This is a genomic window from Actinoplanes sp. NPDC051411 (genome assembly GCF_040682075.1).
Classification (GTDB): domain Bacteria; phylum Actinomycetota; class Actinomycetes; order Mycobacteriales; family Micromonosporaceae; genus Actinoplanes.
In genome coordinates this window covers 53,427-67,295 of record NZ_JBFBAD010000026.1, presented here as the reverse complement: position 1 = coordinate 67,295, position 13,869 = coordinate 53,427, and the positions used below count along the sequence as shown (strand labels likewise).

The 13,869-nt window shown below is 71.0% G+C and carries 13 protein-coding genes; 6 read left to right on the top strand and 7 right to left on the bottom strand.

What is annotated here, in order from left to right:
* Positions 1 to 259: hypothetical protein (locus tag AB0M88_RS16710; protein ID WP_364102051.1), on the bottom strand; the 259-nt coding region annotated here is incomplete at its 3' end.
* Between the two features lie 191 nt (positions 260 to 450).
* Between AB0M88_RS16710 and AB0M88_RS16705 the strand changes: the two genes are divergently transcribed.
* Together AB0M88_RS16705 and AB0M88_RS16700 are read left to right on the top strand one after the other, a co-directional pair.
* The gene (locus AB0M88_RS16705) at positions 451 to 1,176 is read left to right on the top strand and encodes a DUF3500 domain-containing protein (protein ID WP_364102141.1); all 726 of its coding nucleotides are present in this window, start codon (positions 451 to 453) and stop codon (positions 1,174 to 1,176) included.
* A complete protein-coding gene (locus tag AB0M88_RS16700) occupies positions 1,116 to 1,427 on the top strand; it encodes a DUF3500 domain-containing protein (RefSeq protein WP_364102048.1) in 312 nt (103 codons plus the stop codon). Before AB0M88_RS16705 ends, AB0M88_RS16700 begins: the two co-directional genes overlap by 61 nt.
* 4 nt (positions 1,428 to 1,431) lie before the next feature.
* Here the strand turns inward: AB0M88_RS16700 and AB0M88_RS16695 are convergent, their stop codons facing one another.
* The gene (locus AB0M88_RS16695; RefSeq protein WP_364102045.1) at positions 1,432 to 1,821 is read right to left on the bottom strand and encodes a cupin domain-containing protein; all 390 of its coding nucleotides are present in this window, start codon (positions 1,819 to 1,821) and stop codon (positions 1,432 to 1,434) included.
* Positions 1,822 to 1,882: 61 nt separating this feature from the next.
* On the opposite strand from AB0M88_RS16695, the gene AB0M88_RS16690 reads away from it, so the two are divergent.
* The 3 genes from AB0M88_RS16690 to AB0M88_RS16680 are packed head-to-tail and all read left to right on the top strand — an operon-like array spanning position 1,883 to position 6,048.
* Positions 1,883 to 2,674: an enoyl-CoA hydratase/isomerase family protein gene (locus tag AB0M88_RS16690; RefSeq protein WP_364102042.1), complete on the top strand. Its 792-nt coding sequence runs from the start codon at positions 1,883 to 1,885 to the stop codon at positions 2,672 to 2,674.
* Positions 2,675 to 2,676: 2 nt separating this feature from the next.
* Positions 2,677 to 3,783: an MFS transporter gene (locus AB0M88_RS16685; protein ID WP_364102039.1), complete on the top strand. Its 1,107-nt coding sequence runs from the start codon at positions 2,677 to 2,679 to the stop codon at positions 3,781 to 3,783.
* 33 nt (positions 3,784 to 3,816) lie between these two features.
* Complete coding sequence (locus AB0M88_RS16680; protein WP_364102036.1) at positions 3,817 to 6,048, top strand: NEW3 domain-containing protein; 2,232 nt, start codon at positions 3,817 to 3,819, stop codon at positions 6,046 to 6,048.
* Between the two features lie 16 nt (positions 6,049 to 6,064).
* Here the strand turns inward: AB0M88_RS16680 and AB0M88_RS16675 are convergent, their stop codons facing one another.
* The 5 genes from AB0M88_RS16675 to AB0M88_RS16655 all read right to left on the bottom strand — a co-directional run bounded on the left by AB0M88_RS16675 (position 6,065) and on the right by AB0M88_RS16655 (position 12,496).
* Entirely contained in the window at positions 6,065 to 6,757 is a 693-nt protein-coding gene (locus AB0M88_RS16675) for a copper homeostasis protein CutC (protein ID WP_364102033.1), read from the bottom strand.
* The gene (locus tag AB0M88_RS16670) at positions 6,754 to 8,733 is read right to left on the bottom strand and encodes an ABC transporter ATP-binding protein (RefSeq protein ID WP_364102030.1); all 1,980 of its coding nucleotides are present in this window, start codon (positions 8,731 to 8,733) and stop codon (positions 6,754 to 6,756) included. The genes AB0M88_RS16675 and AB0M88_RS16670 overlap by 4 nt, the downstream gene beginning before the upstream one ends.
* Before the next feature lie 26 nt (positions 8,734 to 8,759).
* A complete protein-coding gene (locus tag AB0M88_RS16665) occupies positions 8,760 to 9,680 on the bottom strand; it encodes an ABC transporter permease (RefSeq protein ID WP_364102027.1) in 921 nt (306 codons plus the stop codon).
* A complete protein-coding gene (locus AB0M88_RS16660) occupies positions 9,677 to 10,636 on the bottom strand; it encodes an ABC transporter permease (protein WP_364102024.1) in 960 nt (319 codons plus the stop codon). Before AB0M88_RS16660 ends, AB0M88_RS16665 begins: the two co-directional genes overlap by 4 nt.
* Positions 10,637 to 10,705: 69 nt before the next feature.
* Entirely contained in the window at positions 10,706 to 12,496 is a 1,791-nt protein-coding gene (locus AB0M88_RS16655) for a peptide ABC transporter substrate-binding protein (RefSeq protein ID WP_364102021.1), read from the bottom strand.
* Between the two features lie 216 nt (positions 12,497 to 12,712).
* Between AB0M88_RS16655 and AB0M88_RS16650 the strand changes: the two genes are divergently transcribed.
* Positions 12,713 to 13,867, top strand: coding sequence for an ROK family transcriptional regulator (locus tag AB0M88_RS16650; RefSeq protein ID WP_364102018.1), 1,155 nt, complete (start codon positions 12,713 to 12,715; stop codon positions 13,865 to 13,867).
* Positions 13,868 to 13,869 lie beyond the last annotated feature (2 nt).

Genomic DNA, 13,869 nt, shown 5'->3' with positions numbered 1-13,869 from the left:
GGCCGGGGGCCCGCGGGGGGGGGGGGGCGGGCAGCGCCCCCCCCCGCCGCCGCCCCCCCGGCGCGGCGACCGCGCGGCTGACGGTGGAGGGATCGAGGGCCGCCTGGGCGGCCAACTCCCGGGCGTGACACCCGCCGGCGAGCCGGTCGACCTCGACGAGCATGCCCACGAGCCCGGCCGGGCGGCGCTGCTTCATCCGGCGGATGGCCTTGAGCAGGTCGTGCAGTCGCGCGCCCAGCTCAGCAGTGGCGGCGTCCATGGCAGCGCCTCCGGGTTGTTTCGATGGTTGCCGAATACAAGCTTCCACAAAACATGCCCAGTGCGCAAGTTTGCCCGCCGGGAACCTTCGCGCTTCCTAGGTGACTCAACCTCCGTCGTACCCATGCACAGCATCGGCATCGATGCTCGTCCACGCCGCCGGACCGGTGGGGTCCGCGCGGACCGAAGGGCATTCGCCATGACCGAACGGGATCAATCTGCCGGGGACGACCGCCGGGGCTTCCTGCGCAAGGTGTTCCTCACCAGTGGCGCCGCCGCGGTGGCGACCATGGCCGCGGGCGCCACCACCAGGGCCTGGGCCGACACGAGCCCGTCACCGTCACCGTCACCGTCACCGAGTGGGACGCCGGGTCCGGGCGGGGTCCCGGCTCGGGAAATCAAACGATCACCGAGGACTTCACGATCCACTCGACCGAGTGGCGGCTGTGGAGCAACCTCGATCCGGGCGGCTTCCCCCGGCAAGGCATCAGCCTGGCCCACCTCGACGACGGCCAGAACGCCCTCGGCACCGCCCTGCTGACGTCCGCGCTGAGCGCCCAGGGGCTGCGGACCACCGAGCGGATCCGCCAGATCAACCGCGCCGCCGGCAAACTGGTCGGCAACAGCGCCGTCTTCAACGACGAGCTCTACTACTGGACGCTGATGGGCACCCCGTCGGCGACCGAGCCGTGGGGCTTCCAGTTCGACGGCCACCACCTGGTGATCAACTACTTCGTCCTCGGCCACCAGGTCGTCATGAGCCCCTGCTTCTGGGGGTCGGAACCGACCACCCTGCAGATCGACGGGGCCACGGTTACCGCCTGCACCGAGGAGGTCGCCGCCAGTCTGGCCTCTTCGTGCAGCGCGGAAAGACCGACGTGGCGCGGGCGCGGATGGCGGAGATCCGCGCCCACCTGACCGACACGTACGCGGCCTGGATCGGCGGTACGGGCCGCACCGACGCGTTCTGCCTGCGCGTGCAGAGCCCGGTCGTCTGGATCGAGGTCGACTGCCAGGCCCCCGGGCCGCTCGGCGGGGCGTTCGGCAAGACCCGCGCCGACGGCCCCAGCCAGCTGCACCTGCACCCGGTGGTCCGCACCCCGAACGGCAACGACTACGGCAAGGAACTGCTACGTCAGCACTACCTGACCTCGCCCCACCACCGCTGACGGCTCAGCCCTGCGGCGGCTCGTCCTTGCCCTGCTCCTCCAGGCGGTCCGCCTCCTCCTTGGTCTTGTGCACCGCCCCGTCGGCATGCTCGGCCGGGCCGTAGACGGTGTAGAGGACCAGGGGGTTGGGCCCCTCGTTGGTGAAGTTGTGCTTGTGGCCGGCCGGCACCACCACGAGGTCACCCTGAGCGACCTTGCGGGTCTGCCCGGAGACCATGGCCTGGCCGACGCCGCTGACGAAGGTGAGGATCTGGTCCACCTCGTGGACCTCCTCGCCGATCTCCCCACCCGGCGGAATGGTCATGATGACCAGCTGCGTGTGCTTTCCGGTCCAGAGGACCCGGCGGAAATCCGGGTTCGTCTCCGCGACAGTCGCGATCGTGAAGTGCTCCATGACCACCGGTTACCCCTCTCCCGGCCGCTCCATGCGCGGGCAATATGGCAGGGTTTCCGGGGTGAGCCCGCAAACCAACCCGCCAACCGGCCCGGATCTGTCGGTCACCGTCGCCGAGGGGGTGGCGTTGCTCGAGATGCGGCGGCCGCCGGCCAACCACATCGACGAGGTGCTGCTGCGCCGGATCGTGGAGACCGCGTTCACGCTCGACGATGACCCGGCATGCCGGGTCATCGTCCTCGCTTCGGAGGGCAAGCATTTCTGCGCCGGCGCCGACCTGGGTCACGCCGATTTCGTACGCGACCGGGCCGCCGCGGCGCAGGCGCTTTATGCGTACGCGGCGAAGCTGTTCGACACCCGCACGCCGATCGTCGCCGCCGTTCAGGGCAGCGCGGTGGGCGGCGGCCTGGGCCTGGCCTGTGCCGCCGACTTCCGGGTCGCCGAGGCGTCGACCCGCTTCGTGGCGAACTTCGCGCGGCTCGGGTTCCACCAGGGCTTCGGCCTCAGCGTCACGCTGCCCTCGTTGGTGGGCGGCCAGTTCGCGGCCGACATGCTGCTGACCGCACGCCGGGTGGGCGGCGAGGAGGCCGTACGGAAAGGCCTGGCCGACCGGCTCGCCGAGCCGGGCCGCCTCCGCGAGACCGCCCGCGACCTCGCCCTCCAGATCGCCGCGTCGGCGCCGCTGGCCGTGCGCTCGATCCGGGCCACGCTGCGCGCCGGCCTGGCCGACCGGATCCGCCAGGCTCTCGACCACGAACTGGCCGAGCAGCGCGCGCTCTGGGCGACCGGCGACAGCGCCGAGGGCATCGAGGCGACCCGTCAGCGCCGCGCCCCGGTTTTCCGGGGCGAATAGCGATGAGCAGATGGCCGCTGTACGCCGCCGGTTTCACGACCGCGTTCGGAGCCCACGCGATCGCCGCCAACCTGGGCGGCGCGACCTCGCTGCTGGTGCTCGGCGGGTTGCTCGCCCTCTACGACGGGGCGGAGGTGCTGCTCAAGCCGGTCTTCGGCAGCCTGGCCGACCGGATCGGCGCCCGGCCGGTGCTCCTCGGCGGCCTGGTCGCGTTCGGCCTCGCGTCGGCGACGTTCACTCTGGCCGATCGCCCCGGGTGGCTGTGGGCGGCCCGGCTGGGGCAGGGCGCCGCCGCCTCGGCGTTCTCACCGGCCGCGTCGGCGCTGGTCGCCCGCCTCAATCCGGCGGCCCGGCGCGGACGGGCCTTCGGGTCGTACGGCTTCTACAAGTCGATCGGGTACACGCTCGGACCGCTGCTCGGCGGGCTGCTGACCTGGGCCGGCGGCCTTCAGCTGCTGTTCGGCGTGCTGGCGCTGCTCGCCGCGGCCGTCGCGGTCTGGGCGGCGCTCGCCGTGCCGGCGGTGGCACCGCTCCCCCGGCGCCGGCAGACCGTGGTCGATCTGGCCCGGCGGCTGGCCGATCCGGCTTTCCTGCGGCCCACGGCCGCACTGGCCGCGGCCGCGGCGGCTCTGTCGGTCGGGGTCGGGTTCCTGCCGGTAGCCGGGCACGCCGCGGGACTGGGCCCGATCGCTACCGGTGCGGCGGTGTCCGTGCTGGCCGCCTGTGCCGCGCTCGTGCAGCCGTGGGCCGGGCGCGCCCTCGACGCGGGGCGCTTCACCAGCCTGACCACCGGCCTGGCGGTCACCGCCCTGGGGCTGGGCGCGGCGACTCTTCCCGGGCTTTACGGCGTACTGCTGGGAGCCGCCGTCATCGGCGCCGGAACCGGGCTGATAACGCCGTTGGGGTTCGCCGCGCTGGCGGCGGCGACGCCGGCCGAACGGCTCGGGCAGACCATGGGAGCGGCCGAACTCGGCCGGGAACTGGGCGATGCCGGCGGGCCGCTGCTCGTGGCCGTCGTCGCTTCGGCGGCCGGACTGGGGTGGGGGTTCGGGGCGCTCGCCGTGCTCGTGGCACTCATCGCCGCCACGGCCGCCCATCCAGCATCTTGAATGTGCCGGCCGCACCCCGATACGTTCGTCCTCATGAAGAGATTGACGGGGATCCTGGCCGCGGCCCTCCTGGCGTTGCCGGCCGCCGCGGTGGCCGGGCCGGCGGCGGCCCAGGCCGAGGAGAACGGCGTCGGGCGCACCCCGGTGCTGGGGTGGAGCAGCTGGAGCTTCGTCCGGCGCAACCCGACCGCCGCCGTCATCGAGGCGCAGGCCGACGCCATGAAGAGCAGCGGGCTCGGCCGGGCCGGCTTCGGATACGTCAACGTGGACGACTTCTGGTACCGGTGCCCGGGCGGCCAGGGACCCGACGTCGACCAGTACGGCCGGTGGGTCATCGACTCGGCCAAGTTCCCCGACGGCATCCAGGCCGTGGCCGACCACGTGCACAGCGACGGCTTCAAGTTCGGCCTCTACGTGACCCCGGGCATCTCCAAGCAGGCGGTCGCCCGGAACACCGCGATCGAGGGCACGGGCTATCACGCCGCCGACATCGCCACCACCGACGGGCGCAGCAACTACAACTGCGGCGGGATGGTCGGCATCGACTACAGCAAGCCGGGCGCGCGGGAGTTCATCGACTCGTGGGCGGCCCAGTTCGCGGGCTGGGGCGTCGACTACGTCAAAATCGACGGCGTCGGGTCGTACGACATCCCCGACGTCAAGGCGTGGTCGGACGCGCTGGGCCGCACCGGCCGGCCGGTCCACCTCGAGCTGTCCAACAGCCTGAACATCGCCGACGCGGCGACCTGGAAGCAGTATTCCAACGGCTGGCGCACCGGCGGCGACATCGAGTGCTACTGCGGGCCCGGCGGGGCCAGCTTCCCGCTCACCTCGTGGAGCAGCATCAGCTCCCGGTTCGACCAGGTCGCGGCGTGGCAGCCGTACGGCGGGCCGGGCGGCTTCAACGACTACGACTCGCTCGAGGTCGGCAACGGCGCGAACGACGGCCTCACCTACGACGAGCGCAAGACGCAGATGAGCCTGTGGTCGCTGGCCGCGTCGCCGCTCATCCTCGGTACCGACCTCACCCACCTCGACCCGGCCGATCTGGCGCTGCTGAAGAACCGTGACGTGCTCGGCGTCGACCAGGACGGCATCGACGCGAGCCGCATCGCCTCCTCGGGCAACCAGCAGGTCTTCGCGAAGACCGAGAAGAACGGCGACGTCATCGTGGGGCTCTTCAACACCGGGGGCAGCACGGCGGTCGTCTCCACCACGATGCCGGCGAAGGGCCGCTATCTGCTCGACGAGTTGTGGACCCACAAGCGAACCTCCTCGGGCGGAGCCATCGCGGCCTCCGTGCCGGCTCACGGTGTCGCGCTCTATCGCGTCCGGCGCGGCGCGGCCGCGGTGCTCGCGCCGCCCAGCACGACCGTCGCGGTCGACGGGCTGAGCGCGGTGACGGCCGGAAAGCCCACCACCGCAACGGTTTCCTTCACCGACAACGGCTTCGACCCGGTGCAGGCGGCACGACTGTCGTTGACCGTGCCGAAGGGGTGGAAGGCGTCCCCGGCCACCACCTTCGCCACGGTGGCGCCCGGGCAGACGGTCACCGCGCGGTTCTCGGTCACCGCGGCGGCCCCCTCCACCGTCCTGCCCACCGACGTGGTGACCGGTCACGCCGCCTACCGCTGGCATCTCGTGGTGCCGCAATCGGCCGACGCCGCCACCGAGGTCGTCACCGGGACGGCGGTCGAGGCGCCGTTCCGGACCTTCTCGTCGGCCTCCGACACCCCGGCCGTCTATGGGCAGAAGGGTGACCAGATCGGGGTGTCCGGCGGCGGCACCGACCTGTGGACCGACAACGACGACTACACCACGGCCTATCAGCCCGGCGTGGTCGGATCGACCGCCACGGTGCAGACCCAGCTTCTCTCCCGGCACAACCTGACCGGCTACGGCAAGGCCGGCATCCTGGTCCGCAACGACATGACCGCCTCGGGCACCGGCCCCGAGGGCGTCATCCTCTTCGCGTCCCCGTCCGGCGGCGTCCAGTTGGAGTGGAACGACAACGCCGGCACCCACATCAACGCGGTCACGCCGCCCAACGGCACCATCGCCGACCGGGCGCCGGTCCGGCTCCGGCTCGTCCGCGACGGCTCCCGCTACACCGGCTACTACTCGACCGACGGCACAACCTGGGCCCTGGTCGGCCAGGCCGACGTGCCCGGCCAGGCCGCGACCCAGGACGCGGGCGTCTTCATCACGTCGCACACGGCGGGCACACCGGCACAGGCGGTCTTCACCGACTTCGCCGTCAACTGACCGGCCCTCACCGGGCTCACCCGGCGAGAGCGACCACCCGGCGTACCTCGGACGGGTCGGTGGCCTCGCGGCCCTGCTGCTCGACCGGTGCCCGCAGGTGGATCTCGGTCGCCCGGGTCGCGGCCAGGACCTCGGCGACGTTGTGCGACCGGATGCCGCCGGCGGCGATGACCCGGATGCGGCCGGCCGCCCGCGCGTGCAGGGCCGCGATAGGGGCGGCCCCGGCCAGGGCCGTCGGGGCCCCGCCCGAGGTGAGGATCGCGTCGGCACCGAGGCCGACGACCTGTTCCAGCGCCGTCAACTGGTCGGGAAGCTCGTCGAACGCCTTGTGCACGGTCACCGGAAGCGGGCCGGCCGCGTCGACGGCCCGCCTCAGCAGAGGCAGGTCGAGGTCGCCGTCGGCGGTCAGCGCGCCGACGACCACACCGAGCGCCAGGCCGTGGGGGTTGGGCAGGGCCCGGATCGCGGCGATGTCGGCCAGCATGACCTCCTGCTCGACCCCGCTGACCACGAAGTCGCCGCCGCGCGGGCGCACCATGACCCGGAGCGCCGCGCGGCTGAGCGTGCGCAGGGCGACCTCGACCGTGCCGATGCTCGGCGTCGTGCCGCCCTGGCCGAGGTCGGCGCAGAGCTCCAGCCGGTGGGCCCCGGCCGCCTCGGCCGCCAGCGCCGCCGGCACGTCGCTGACGCAGATCTCCACCGTGGTCACTGGACGGCCGCCGCCGCGGAGGTGTCGGACCGCAACGGGAAGTGGCAGGCCACCTTGTGGGCGGAACCGGCCAGGGGCGGCTCGGTCTCGCAGATCTCGGCGGCCAGCGGGCACCGGGTGCGGAACCGGCAGCCGGTCGGCGGGTTCACCGCGCTCGGCAGCTCGCCCTGGATGTCGATGCGTTCCCGGGTGGTCTCGGTGATGGACGGGACGGCGTCGATCAGCGCCTGCGTGTACGGATGGCGGGCCGCCCGTACGACGTCGCGGGCCGGGCCGACCTCGACGAGCTTGCCGAGGTACATGACGCCGATCCGGTCGGCCATGTAGTCCACGACCGACAGGTCGTGGCTGATGAACACGTAGGCCAGTCCGAGTTCCTTCTGGAGGTCCCGCATCAGGTTGAGCACCTGGGCCTGGATCGACACGTCGAGCGCGCTCACCGGCTCGTCGCCGACGATCAGCCGCGGCTGCAGGGCCAGCGAGCGGGCCAGGCCGATGCGCTGCAGCTGGCCGCCGGAGAACTCGTGCGGGTAGCGTTCGAGCACCCGCCGGGACAGCCCGACCTGGTCGAGCAGCGTGTTGATGCGGGCCCGCCGGCCGGCGCCGTCGCCGACGTGCTGGATCTCCAGCGGCTCGGCGAGGATCGAGTCGACGCGCATCCGCGGGTTCATGGCGGCGTAGCTGTCCTGGAACATCAGCTGCACCTGCCGGTGCATGGCGCGGCGCTCGCGCCCGCTCAGACCGGCGATGTCGGTGCCGTCGAGCACGATCTGGCCCGAGCTCGGCCGTTCCAGGCCGACCGCGAGGCGGCCCAATGTGGACTTTCCGCAGCCCGACTCGCCGACCAGGCCGAAGGTCTCGCCCGGCGCGACGTCGAACGAGACGTCGGCGACCGCGCTGACCTCGCCGCCGCGGGTGGGGTAGTTCTTGACCAGGTTGCGGATCGACAGGACCGGGGCGGCGGCGGAGTCGGGCGCCGACCGGGAGAATGCCTCGCGCTCGGCCACCGCGGCGACGCCCTCGACCGGGTGGATGCAGGCGAACTCGTGACCCGAACCGAGCAGCGGGATGTCGGCCACCCGGCACTCGTCGGTGACGAAGCGGCAGCGCGGCGCGAACCGGCAGCCGGTCAGGGGACGCGAGAGGTCCGGCGGCAGGCCCGGAATGCTGTAGAGGCGTTCGCCGTCGGTGGCCTCGGGAAGGGCCTCCAGCAGGGCCTCGGTGTAGCGGTGGCGCGGCGCCCGGAACAGCTCGCGGGTCGTCGCCGTCTCGACGACGCGGCCCGCGTACATGACGGCGACCCGGTCGGCCCGGCCGGCGATGACACCCAGGTCGTGGGTGACCAGGATGACCGCCATCCCGAACTCTTCCCGCAGGTCGTCGATCAGCTCGAGGATCTGTTTCTGGGTCGTCACGTCGAGCGCGGTGGTCGGCTCGTCGGCGATGAGCAGCTTGGGCTGGCAGACCAGGGCCATCGCGATCGCGACGCGCTGGCGCATGCCGCCCGACAGCTCGTGCGGGTAGTTGTCGACGATCTTGTCGGGGCGGGGCATGCCGACCCGGCGGAGGATGTCGATCGCCCGCTCGCGCGCCTCGGACCGGCCGGCCTTCTGGTGTACCCGCAGCGGCTCGGCGACCTGGGTGCCGATGCGCATGGTCGGGTTGAGTGAGGTCAACGGGTCCTGGAAGACCATGCCCATGCGGACACCACGGGTACGGCGTACCTCATCGGGCGGAAGGGATCGCAGATCCCGGCCCTCGAAGACGATCTCGCCGTTGGAGACCCGTCCTCCGGGCGGCAGCAGGCCCATGATGGACAGTGCCGTCATCGTCTTGCCGCTGCCCGATTCCCCGACCACGCCGAGGGTCTCGCCGGGCATCACCTTCAGGCTGACGCCGTCGAGGGCGTGGACCGTGCCGTTGCGCACGGCGATACCGGTGTCGAGGGCGCGGAGCTCGAGCAAGGGTTCAGTCATGGTGTTTCTCCCCTTCAGAGACGAGCTCAGCGCCGCCGGAGGCGGACCTCGAAGGCGTCCCGCAATCCGTCGCCGATGAAGTTGAAGGCCAGCACGATCAGGATGATGGCGACGCCGGGCGGGTAGAGCAGCCACCAGTGGCCGCTGTACGTGTTCTCGAGCCCGTCCGAGAGCATGCCGCCCCAGTTCGTCGCCGGCGGCGGCACGCCGAGCCCGAGGAACGACAGGTACGCGACGTAGAGGATCGCGTCGGCGACCTGGAAGGTGGCGTTGACGATGACCGTGCCGATCGCGTTGGGCACGATGTGCTTGCGCACGGCCCGGCCGCCGGTGCCGCCCATCGCCCGCATCGCCTGCACGTATTCGCGCGAGCGCAGGGTCAGCGCCTCGCCGCGCACGAGGCGGGCCGGGCCGAGCCAGGCGAACGCGCCGATGATCACGATCAGCATGGTGACGCTCGGCGTGACGATCGCGGCCAGCAGCATGAAGAGGAACAGCGACGGGATCGACATCATCGCGTCGACCACCCGCATCATCGCCGAGTCGACCCAGCCGCCGGCGAAACCGGCCACCGCGCCCCAGATCGTGCCGACGAAGGTGGCGAGGATGCCGGCCGCCAGCCCGACGATGATCGACGTCTGGCCGCCGAGCATGAGGCGCCCGAGCTGGTCGTAGCCGACGCCGTCGGTGCCGAGCGGGTGGCCCTTGCCCGGGCCCAGGTGCACCTGCGTGAGATCGGTGTGCACCTGGTCGGTGTGGTAGAAGAGCGGGCCGAGGAAGCAGAGCCCGGCCAGCAGCACGAAGAGGCCGACGCCGACCAGGGCCAGGCGGTTCTCGGCGAAGACGGCGAGGCCCTGGCGCCAGAGGGAACGGATCGGCTCCTCGTCGGCCGCCGCTGCTTCAGGGCCGACGGTCGAGGGGACGATCGCCTCGGGGTTGATGGTCATGAGGAGCTCCCGCGGAGACGGACCCGGGGGTCGGCGGCGGCGTAGAGCAGGTCGGCGACGAGTGAGCCGGCGACCGTCGCGATCGAGATGATGAGCGTCACGCCGAGCAGGATCGGATAGTCGCGCTTCAGTGCCGCCTGCCAGAACAGCTGCCCCATGCCGGGGTAGTTGAACAGCGACTCGACGACCAGGGCGCCGCTGAACAGCGCGGGCAGGTACATGCCGAGCAGGCCGATGATCGGGAACAGGCCGTTGCGCAGGGTGTGCACGAGCACGACCCGCCACTCCGGGAGGCCTTTGCTCCGGGCGGTACGGACGTAGTTCTCGTTGAGGTTGTCGACCATCGAGGAGCGTACGTATCTGGAGTAGGTGGCGACGGTGACGATGGCCAGCGTGACCACCGGCAGCACCATGCCGGCCGGGTCGGCCAGCACCTCGCCGACCGTGAAGCCCTGGGGCGCCTCGGGCGGCAGGATCGGCCACTTCTGCGAGAACAGGATGATCAGCATGAGGCCCATGAAGAAGATGGGCGTGGCGTAGGCCAGCAGTGACAGCGACGTGATCGTGTAGTCGGCGGCCCGGTTGCGGCGTACCGCCTGGACGACGCCGAGCGGGATCGCCACGACGATCGCCAGCACGGTCGAGAACAGCGACAGCACCATCGTCTTGGGCAGCCGCTGGGTGATCGCGGCGAGCACCGACTGGTTGAGCTGGTACGAGTAGCCGAGGTTTCCGTGCAGCAGACGGCCCACGTAGAGGATGTACTGCTGGAACCACGGCTTGTCATAGCCGTTGGCATGGTTGAAGGCCGCGAGCTGATCCAGCGTCGCGTCCTTGCCGAGGGTGGCTCGCGCGACACCGCCGGGCAGGGCGTGCAGGATGAGGAAGGCGATGATCGTCACGAGTACGACGACGATGAGCGCCTGACCCAAGCGCGTGATGAGGTACCTGACCACTTGGGCCGTTCCTCCTCCGGTTCTTGGCGGCCCGGCGCCGAGACGCCGGGCCGCTGGGAAAAGCGAGACTTACTTCCAGGACCAGTCTTGGAAGTACATGTAGTTCATCGGATCCTGGGGCTCGACGCCCTGCAAACCGGAGCGGTACGCCGAGTTCTGGTAGACCGGGTTCGGCATCCACAGCACCGGCAGGTCCTTGGCCAGGAAGTCGTTGTACGCCGTGAGCGCGCTCTGGTCGCCCGAGAACTGGGTCGCCTCGATCAGCTGGTCGGCCTGCGGGTTGCTGTAGCTGCCGAGGTTGACCGGGGCGCCGGTGGCGAACAGCCGCTCACCGCTGGCGAACGCCGGGTAGTACCAGCTGCCCTGCGAGCCGAAGAACGACATGTCCCAGGAGCAGGTCGCCTCGGTGGGCTTGCAGGCCGGGGTGACGGCGACCGAGTCCGGCACCTCTTTGATGTTCAGCGTGATGCCGAGCTTGGCCATCTGCGACTTGATCTCGGCGAACATCTTGGTGGTGGCGGAGAAGCCGGTCTGGCTGGTGACCGTGAAGGTCAGCGGCTGGCCGGCCGAGATGCCGGGGCCGCAGAGCGACGGGTCCTGGCAGGTGGTCTGCCCGTCCGGGGTCACCTTCCAGCCGTGGCTGGAGAGCGCGGCCTGGGCGGCGGCCGGGTCGAACTTGTAGGCGCAGCCGGAGGCGTCGGTGGTGCCGGGCTTGGCCGGGACCGGGCCGCAGGTCGGCGCGGCGGTGTCCGACCAGATCGCCTTGCTGATGGTCGGCTGGTCGATCAGCTGCTGCAGTGCCTGCCGCAGGTAGAGCTGCTTGAACAGCGAGCCGGTCTTCGGGTTGTTGAAGTTCAGCTGGAGATAGGTGATCGACCAGCCGTACCACGGGGAGACCGTGTAGCCCTTGGACTGCAGGTAGCTCTTCTGGTCGGTGTCGGCGGCCGGGATGTAGCCGTAGTCGATCTGGCCGGCCCGGAGCACGTTGAACTCGGCGTCGTCACCGGTGAACGGGGTCAGCACGATCTTGGCGAGCTTCGGCTTGTCGGTCCCGGTGTACGAAGCCTGCGCGGCCAGCGTGACCTGTCCGTTCGGGACGTACTTCTCGAGCTTGAACGGGCCGCTGTTGACCTGCCAGAGCGGATTCGAGTCGTACGTCTTCGGGTCTTTGGACGCGGCCGTTAGAAAGTCGAAGACTTTTTTCGCACCGGCCGGCGTGCTCGCCTCGTCGGCGACGGTCCCGGACGCGGAGTCCTTGTCCCAGACGTGCTGCGGCAGCGGCGTGATGCGGTTGAGCTGGTTGTCGACGAACCAGGCGGTGTTGTAGACCTTCGTGGTGGTCAGGGAGAACGTCTTGTCGTCCTTGACCGTCCACTTGGCGATGTTGTCCGGGAAGCCGCCGGCCTTGTACGACGCCCACTTGTCCTTGTTGGCGGTGACCAGGTCGTACCAGAACTGGATGTCCTTGGTCGTGACCGGCTGGCCGTCCGACCACTTGTTGTCCTTCAGCGTGATGGTCAGCGTCTTGCCGCCGTCGCTGATGACGGGCGCCTGGGCCAGCGAACGCGCGTCGTCGATGTTGTACTGCGCGGCGCCGTCCAGCTTGTACGAGTAGAGCGAGCGGTACAGCTCCTCGCCGAAGATCGCGTTCTCGCCCTGGGTGAAGCCGGGCGCCGAGATCGGCAGGATCCAGTTGGGGGTGCGGAGCGCGACGGTCGCGGTGTCCTTGACCGCGCCCTTGCCGCCGCTCGACGACGAACCGCTGTTGTCGCTGCAGGCCGCGAGGGCCGCTCCGAGAGCGAGCGTGCCGCCTATCGCCACCGCCGAGCGCAGCATTCGCCCGGGAAGTCTGATTTTCATGATCACTGCTCCTTGACGTCCGACGCCGTGAACTTAACCTCGCCGAAGTTTCGAGTCAACGAAAGTTAGGGTCTTATTTTCGTTACTTCGGCCGTGCTACGTTCAAAGCCCGCGAAACACCGACCGAACTTTTCGCCGGGCTCCGGAGCGCGTCTCTGCTGTGGCGCTGCGACAGACTGAGCGGCGCCGAAGGATCGCCCGGAACAAGGAGAGGCCGTGCACCAACCGAACTCCGCCACCTTGCGCGAGCAGACGCTCGATCTGCTCCACAGCGGCGCGGCCACCTCCCGCAGCGACCTGGTCGAAGCGTTGCGCGTCTCCCCCTCCACCGTCACCGCGGTCGTCCGCCGCCTGATCGAGGAAGGCGTCCTCCTGGAGGAGGGCGTCGGCCAGTCCACCGGCGGGCGGCGCCCGCGCATCCTGCGGCTGCGCGAGACCGACGGGGTTCTCGCGGTCGCCGAGCTCGGCGGCAAGCACGCCCGGGTCGGGCTGTGCACGCCGGGCGGCGCGCTGCGCGGCACCGAGGAGGTGCCGATCGACATCTCGGCCGGCCCCTCCCCGGTGTTCCGGATCGTCAGCGAGACGTTCGCCCGGCTCCAGGCCGCGGCCGCGCCCGGCCAGCCGATCCTCGGCGTCGGCGTCGCGCTGCCCGGCCCGGTCGAGTTCCCGGCCGGGCGCGTCGTCGGCCCGGCCCGCATGCCCGGCTGGAGCGGCGTCGACCCGGCCGACTACCTGCGCCGCGGCTTCGGCGACGTCCAGGGGCCGGTGCTCGTCGACAACGACGCCAAGGCGGCGGCGATCGGCGAATACGCGACGCGCGACCACGAGCCGGGCGATCTGATCGGCGACATGATCTACGTGAAGGCCGGCACGGGCATCGGCGCCTGCCTGGTCAGCGACGGCCAGATCTTCCGCGGCGGCCGCGGCCTGAGCGGCGACGTGACCCACGTGCGGGTCGCCGACAGCGGCGAGCTGCAGTGCTCGTGCGGCAGCCGAGGCTGCCTGGAGACGGTCGCCAGCGGCGCCGCCGTGGCCCGGCAGCTCGCCGAGCAGGGCTCCCCGGGCATGAGCCTGCGCGACATCATCGTCGCGGTCGGCGACGGCGACCCGGCCGCGGTCACCCTGGTGCGCCAGGCCGGCCGCCTGCTCGGCGTGGCCCTCAGCGGGTTGGTGAACTTCCTCAATCCCAACGCCGTCGTCATCGGCGGCGCACTGTCCAGCTTGGACGCCTACGTGGCGGCGACCCGGGGAATGCTCTACGAGCGCTGCCTGCCGTCGATCACGCAGTCCCTGACCATCGAGGCCAGCGTCGCCGGCCCGAACGCGGCCCTGGCCGGTCTCGGGCATCTACTGCGTTCCACCGTGTCTTAGAA